This is a genomic window from Pseudomonas sp. S4_EA_1b, assembly GCF_016307435.1.
In the GTDB taxonomy this organism is placed as follows: domain Bacteria; phylum Pseudomonadota; class Gammaproteobacteria; order Pseudomonadales; family Pseudomonadaceae; genus Aquipseudomonas; species Aquipseudomonas rhodesiae.
Genome location: NZ_JAEILC010000008.1, coordinates 105944 through 112441 on the forward strand (window position 1 = coordinate 105944; position 6498 = coordinate 112441).

The window sequence follows — 6498 nt, forward strand, 5'->3', positions numbered from 1 at the left end:
ACACAGGCGGATTTCCAAGCATCAAGGCGCATTGCATGAACTTATCAGCACTCGTGGGCAGCTATGCCCAACCTTATTCCAACCTCGTCCCCCCTGCGATTGAGCACACCGGCACCGCGCGTCCTGGCGCGTATGACAATACGGCGGCACAGGTCAACCGGTTCGACACGGGGTACATGCCCATGTCCAAAACCGCCGCTGGCATCAAGCCCAAGAATATCTGGTCTGCTTTCACGCAAGGCAGGCAGGGGAATTGCGTCACTGTTTCGGCTATAAAAGCGGCGATGATGAAATACGGTCACAGCCCCCATGGCATCTTCAAGTCGGTGACCGAAACACCCACCGGCTTCGATATCGTCATGCGCGACACGTTCAAGCTGAGCCTGACCCATGACGAAATAAAACAGGCGAAGACCGGTTCGGCTTTTCATGGCGATGACCCCGCAGTAATGGCGGATGCGGTGTTTTTATATGCCGCCAGTGCCAAGCGCGCGCAGATGAAAAACCACGAGGGCCGGGCGAAGCGAAGCTTCGAAGCCGCCATGGGCACGCTCAACGACGGTGAAGGAGACCGGGATGGGTTTAAGCGCCTGGGCCTGTTAGGCAAAACCCGCTGGACTCATTTTCGCGAACTGGACAAAGGCAACACCGGCACCGCCTCCCTCAACAACCATTCGGTGGCCGTGGTCGATGGGCACGTGGACCTCTATGGGGAAAAAATACCGTTTTCAATGTCCGAGTTTCGGCATTGGCGCGGGATGTACCTCAAGCTGGTATAGCGCCCGCGCCTGACCGGATGATCAAACGCCCTCTCGCCGTCCAGGCGAGAGGGCGCCGTGCATTACTGCGCCAGTGACGGCTTTTCCCACAAGTTAATCCCACCTTCCTGGGCAAACCGATCGATTTCCGCCAGTTCTTCAGCGCTGAACGACAAGTTGTTCAGCGCGCCGACGTTCTCAACAATCTGCTCTGGCCGGCTGGCGCCGATCAGCGCGCTGGTCACCCGAGGGTCGCGCAGGGTCCAGGCCAGGGCCAGTTGCGCCAGGCTCTGGCCGCGACGCTGGGCGATCTCGTTCAGCGCGCGGACGTGGGCGAGGTTGGCTTCAGACAAGTGCCCGGCCTGCAACGAACCACCGCCGGGACGATTGACCCGTGCATCGGCCGGCACGCCATTGAGGTACTTGTCAGTGAGCAAACCCTGGGCCAGCGGTGTGAAGGCGATCACGCCGGTGCCAAGCGCTTCGGTGGTGTCCAGCAGGTCTTTTTCCACCCAGCGGTTGAGCAGGTTGTAGGCCGGCTGGTGGATCAGCAACGGTACTTTCCATTCCTTGAGCAGCGCGGCCATCTCGCGGGTTTTGGCGCCGGAGTAGGACGAAATGCCGATGTACAACGCCTTGCCCTGTTGCACGGCAGTGGCCAGGGCGCTGGCAGTTTCTTCCAGGGGCGTGTCGGGGTCGAAGCGGTGGGAGTAGAAGATGTCCACGTAATCCACGCCCAGGCGTTGCAGGCTCTGGTCCAGGCTGGCCAGCACGTATTTGCGCGAGCCGCCGCCCTGGCCATACGGGCCGGGCCACATGTCCCAGCCGGCCTTGCTGGAGATGATCAGTTCGTCGCGATAGTGCTTGAAGTCTTCGCGCAGCAAACGGCCGAAGTTGATCTCGGCGCTGCCGTAGGGTGGACCGTAGTTATTGGCCAGGTCGAAGTGGTTGATCCCCAGGTCGAACGCGGTGCGTAACAGCGCGCGCTGGGTGGCGATCGGCGTGCTGTCGCCAAAGTTGTGCCACAGCCCCAGGGACAGTGCCGGCAGCACCAGGCCACTGTGGCCTACGCGACGGTACGGGATAGATTCATAGCGGTTTTCGGCAGCAATATAAGTCATCGAATCCTCTCTTGGACGTCGGCAAATAAGGCCCGGGAATAAGACTATTCCCAGGCCTTTTAACCAGCTGAATCGCTTAACTTCGCCATTGCTGTTTTACAGCAAAGTCCTACCCGAGAGGAACACGCACGCCTCTTCTCTAGCGCACCAGATGCAGGAACTGCAGGTGACGCTCGTACTGGTCGAGGATGTCGTTGATGATCTGCTCCTTGGTGTAGCCCACCAAGTCGTAATCCTGGCTGCCCTCGCTCAGATGCACTTCCGCCCGGTAATAGCGGCGGTTATTGATAGCTTTCTTGCCCATGCCGCCCAGGGCAAACGACGGCGTGAAGTAGCCGCGCATCTGCACTTGATAGACAAACGGGCGCTCCTCGCCGTGGCCGATTTCCAGGCTGACGCTGTCGTTGGCCGGGTCCGGCTGGGTGACGACGTTCAGGCCCTTCTCGACAAACACCGCGGTCACTTCTTCGATGGCTGGGCGCACGGTCGATTCGAGGAAACGGTACACCTCGTCACGCGATGGAAAGTGCACCGCCTGGCTCAAGCGTTGACGCCAGCCGCCACGGCCCTTGCGTGACGCGGAGATCGGCGCCAGCGAATGCAACTGGGCGATCTGCTTTTGCGATTCCATGTAGAACGCCTTATGCAGCCCCCACATCATCAGCAGCAGAATCAGCGAGAACGGCAACGAGGTCAGCACCACCGCCGACTTGAGCGAATCGATACTGCCGGCGAACAGCAACGCGCTGGTCACCAGCGCCGTCATCGCGCCCCAGAACACCCGCAGCCATTTCGGCCCGTCTTCGTCGGCGTTGCCACCCTTGGACGACAGCGTCGACAGTACCACAGTGCCGGAGTCGGCCGACGTCACGAAGAACACAAAGCTGATAAACACCGTGACGGCGATGACGGCCTTGCTCCAAGGGTAGGTTTCCAGCAACAGGTAAAGGCTCATCGATGGATTATCGATGGCCGATTGGCCGAGCGCCGCCATGCCGTGGTTGAGCACTTGGTCGATGGCGCTGTTGCCGAAGATCGACATCCACGCCAGGGTGAAGCCGAGCGGGATCAGCAGCACGCCGAATACGAATTCACGGATGGTGCGGCCGCGGGAAATCCGCGCGATAAACAGACCCACGAACGGCGACCATGCGATCCACCAAGCCCAGTAGAACACCGTCCAGCCGCCCAGCCAGTCGCTGGGTTTGTTGTAGGCGTAGACGTCGAAACTCTTGGTCGGCAAGGCGCCGAGGTAGTCGCCGATGTTCTGGATCAGAGTGTTGAGCAAGTGCTGGGTAGGCCCGGCGAACAACACGAACAGCAGCAGCGCGCAGGCCAGCAGCATGTTGATGTCGGACATCACCCGCACGCCCTTGTCCACGCCGGCCACGGCCACCAGGATCGCAGCGCCCATCATCAGGGTGATCAACCCGACCTGGATCCACTGGGTGTGGGCGATGCCGAACAGGTAGTCCAGACCGGAGTTGAGGTGCAGCACGCCGAAGCCCATGTCGGCCCCCAGGCCGAACACCGTGGCGATGATGCCAAAGCCATCCACCGCATAACCGATGGGGCCGTTGATGCGCTTGCCGATCAGCGGGTACAGCGCCGAACGCAACGCCAGCGGCAGGTTATGCCGGTAGGCGAAATAGGCCAGGGCCATGCCGACAAAGGCGAACACACCCCAGCCATGCAGGCCCCAGTGCAGAAACAGCACCTGCATGGCCTGGCGTGCGGCGTCGGCGTTCATCGGCGCGCCTTGGGGCGGTTGCACCAGGTGCGTCAGCGGCTCCGAGACGCAGAAGAAAAACAGCGTGATGCTGATGCCGGCGGCGAACAGCATGCCGGCCCAGGACAAGTAACTGAATTCGGGCTCGTCGTGGTCGGCACCGAGTTTTATCTTGCCGTAGCCCGATAACGCGGTGACCACCACGAAGACCAGATACAGGGTCATCGCCAGCATGTAGTACCAGCCGACCGTATTGGCCGCCCAGTTTTGCGCCGCCAGTAGCCAGGCACCGGCCTGTTGTGGGATGGCGATAACGGTCAAGCCGAACAGCAGAATAACCGTGGCGGCAAAGTAGAAAACGGGCGCATTCATGCGCACCAGGCCGCTGGAAGGGGTAGACGATGCACTCATGAGCGATGCACCCCTGGGATGTGAAATGTGGCTGGGAAAAACAGACTCAGCAAAGGTAAGCCTCCTGTTGTGAGCGGGCAGCGAACCACCGGTTTAACTTGAACGAACGTTCAAGTTAAACATGAATAGGTGGTTTTGGACTAATCGCAGGGCTGAGCGGTATGACGGCTGAGCAAAGGAAATCGTTCAGCGACTGCTCACGGAAATACCGCCCCGGTGTGGAATACAGTCAGTGTATCTGTGGCTGACAGGCCACTTGTGGTGAGCCTCCTCCCACCGGTAACCCGTGCAGGTTCTCTACTTCTGCGCCCCATCATCGTGCTGCAGATTCGCTTGAGTGATATTCGCCCCCGCTGGCACATTGCGGGTCAGCCACACATTGCCGCCGATGGTCGAGCCCTTGCCGATGGTGATGCGCCCCAGAATCGTCGCCCCGGCGTAGATCACCACGTCATCCTCGACGATCGGATGGCGCGGGTGGCCTTTCTGCAGCTGCCCATCTTCATCGGCCGGGAAGCGCTTGGCGCCCAGGGTCACCGCCTGGTAGATGCGCACGCGCTCGCCGATGATCGCGGTCTCGCCGATCACCACGCCCGTACCGTGGTCGATAAAGAAACTCGGGCCGATCTGCGCGCCTGGGTGGATATCGATGCCGGTAGCCGAATGGGCGATTTCCGCGCTGATGCGTGCCAGCAACGGCAAACCGGCGCGGTACAAATGGTGCGCCAGGCGATGGTGAATCACCGCCAGGATCCCCGGGTAGCACAGCAGCACTTCATCCACACTGCGCGCGGCCGGGTCGCCGTGATAGGCAGCCAGCACGTCGGTGTCCAGCAAGCTGCGCAGGGCTGGAAGCGCCAGAGCGAAATCCTGGATCAGGCGGATGGCGTGGGCGTCGATGTCACTGTCATCCTCACCGCCCTGGCGCGCGGCGTAGCGCAGTTCCAGGCGTGCCTGGGCGAGCAGGGCATTGAGGGCCACATCGAGGGTGTGGCCGACGTAAAAATCCTCGCTTTCTTCACGCAGGTCCGCCGGGCCCAGGCGCATGGGGAACAGCGCCCCGCACAGCGACTCAAGAATCTGCGCCACGGCCTGGCGCGAGGGCAACTCGCGCCCCCCATGCTCGCCGCTCAGGCGTCCATTGCGGGAGCGCCACTGATCGCGGGCGCCGCGCAGTTGGCTGACGATGGTCTGCAATTGCCAATGGCTGGAACGCTCACTCACGGTTTTCACTCCTGACAAAATGGCCATCACTTTACGGCAAGCGCACCGACCGACATTAAGAACCAATGGTGCGATGCTCATAACCATCGGACATAAGCGATTGACGGTTGCCCGATGAAAAGTGCCTGCCTATAGTCGGCCCATTACTTCGCCACCGTGTTTAACCATGATCAAACAACAGCTCGACCGTTTTGACCGCCTGGAACTGCTGGGCGGTGCCACCGCGCTGGAAAAACTCGAACGGCTATCGGCGTGGCTGGGCCGGGATATCTACGTCAAACGCGACGACACCACCCCGCTGGCCATGGGCGGCAATAAGCTGCGCAAGCTCGAATACCTGGCCGCCGATGCCATCGCCCAAGGCGCCGACACCCTGGTGACCGCCGGCGCGATCCAGTCCAACCATGTGCGCCAGACCGCCGCCCTCGCCGCCAAGCTCGGCCTGGGTTGCGTCGCCCTGTTGGAAAATCCTACCGGCACCGACGATCCGAACTACCTGGGCAACGGCAACCGCCTGCTGCTGGAGTTGTTCGACGCCAAGGTGGAATTGGTGGAAAACCTCGATCACGTCGACGAGCAGCTCAACGCCCTCGCCGACCGGCTGCGCAGCAACGGCAAGACGCCGTACCTGGTGCCCATCGGTGGCTCCAATGCGTTGGGCGCCCTGGGCTACGTGCGCGCCGGGCTGGAGCTGGCCGCGCAGATCGAAGACAGCGGCATCGACTTCGCCGCCGTGGTGCTGGCCTCCGGCAGTGCCGGTACGCACAGCGGTCTGGCGCTGGCCTTGAGTGAGGTACTGCCGCAATTGCCCGTCATCGGCGTCACCGTATCGCGCACCGAAGAGGCACAGTTCCCGAAAGTCCAGGGCCTGGCCGAGCGCACCGCCGAGCTGCTGGGCGTGGGCTTGCCCGAGGCGTTCAAGGTGATCCTGTGGGATGAGTACTTTGCGCCGCGCTACGGCGAGCCGAATGCCGGCACATTGGCCGCGATCAAACTATTGGCCAGCCAGGAAGGTCTGTTGCTCGACCCGGTCTACACCGGCAAAGCCATGGCGGGTTTGCTCGACGGTATCGGGCGTCAGCGCTTTGAGGACGGGCCGATTATCTTCCTGCACACCGGCGGCGCGCCGGCGCTGTTTGCCTATGACGCGGTGTTCAACTGAGTTAACCGGTTAAAAGTGGAAGGGGGCTTGCCCCCGATGGCGGCCTATCAGTCAGAGATGCGCTGGCTGGACTATAGCTATCGGGGGCAAGCC

General features: G+C 61.6%; 5 protein-coding genes. 2 read left to right on the forward strand and 3 right to left on the reverse strand.

Annotated elements, in window-relative coordinates:
* Positions 1 to 53: 53 nt before the first annotated feature.
* Positions 54 to 779, forward strand: a complete 726-nt coding sequence (locus YA0848_RS02270) for a hypothetical protein (protein WP_198712248.1) — start codon at positions 54 to 56, stop codon at positions 777 to 779.
* A 62-nt stretch (positions 780 to 841) separates the two neighbouring features.
* Here the strand turns inward: YA0848_RS02270 and mgrA are convergent, their stop codons facing one another.
* The 3 genes from mgrA to epsC form a co-directional block, all read right to left on the reverse strand.
* The gene (mgrA, locus tag YA0848_RS02275; protein WP_034111313.1) at positions 842 to 1879 is read right to left on the reverse strand and encodes an L-glyceraldehyde 3-phosphate reductase; all 1038 of its coding nucleotides are present in this window, start codon (positions 1877 to 1879) and stop codon (positions 842 to 844) included.
* Between the two features lie 139 nt (positions 1880 to 2018).
* The gene (gene betT / locus YA0848_RS02280; protein WP_167389851.1) at positions 2019 to 3980 is read right to left on the reverse strand and encodes a choline transporter BetT; all 1962 of its coding nucleotides are present in this window, start codon (positions 3978 to 3980) and stop codon (positions 2019 to 2021) included.
* Positions 3981 to 4316: 336 nt separating this feature from the next.
* A complete protein-coding gene (gene epsC / locus YA0848_RS02285) occupies positions 4317 to 5243 on the reverse strand; it encodes a serine O-acetyltransferase EpsC (protein WP_034095345.1) in 927 nt (308 codons plus the stop codon).
* A gap of 166 nt (positions 5244 to 5409) precedes the next feature.
* On the opposite strand from epsC, the gene YA0848_RS02290 reads away from it, so the two are divergent.
* Entirely contained in the window at positions 5410 to 6405 is a 996-nt protein-coding gene (locus tag YA0848_RS02290) for a D-cysteine desulfhydrase (RefSeq protein ID WP_167418173.1), read from the forward strand.
* The last annotated feature ends 93 nt before the right edge of the window (positions 6406 to 6498 follow it).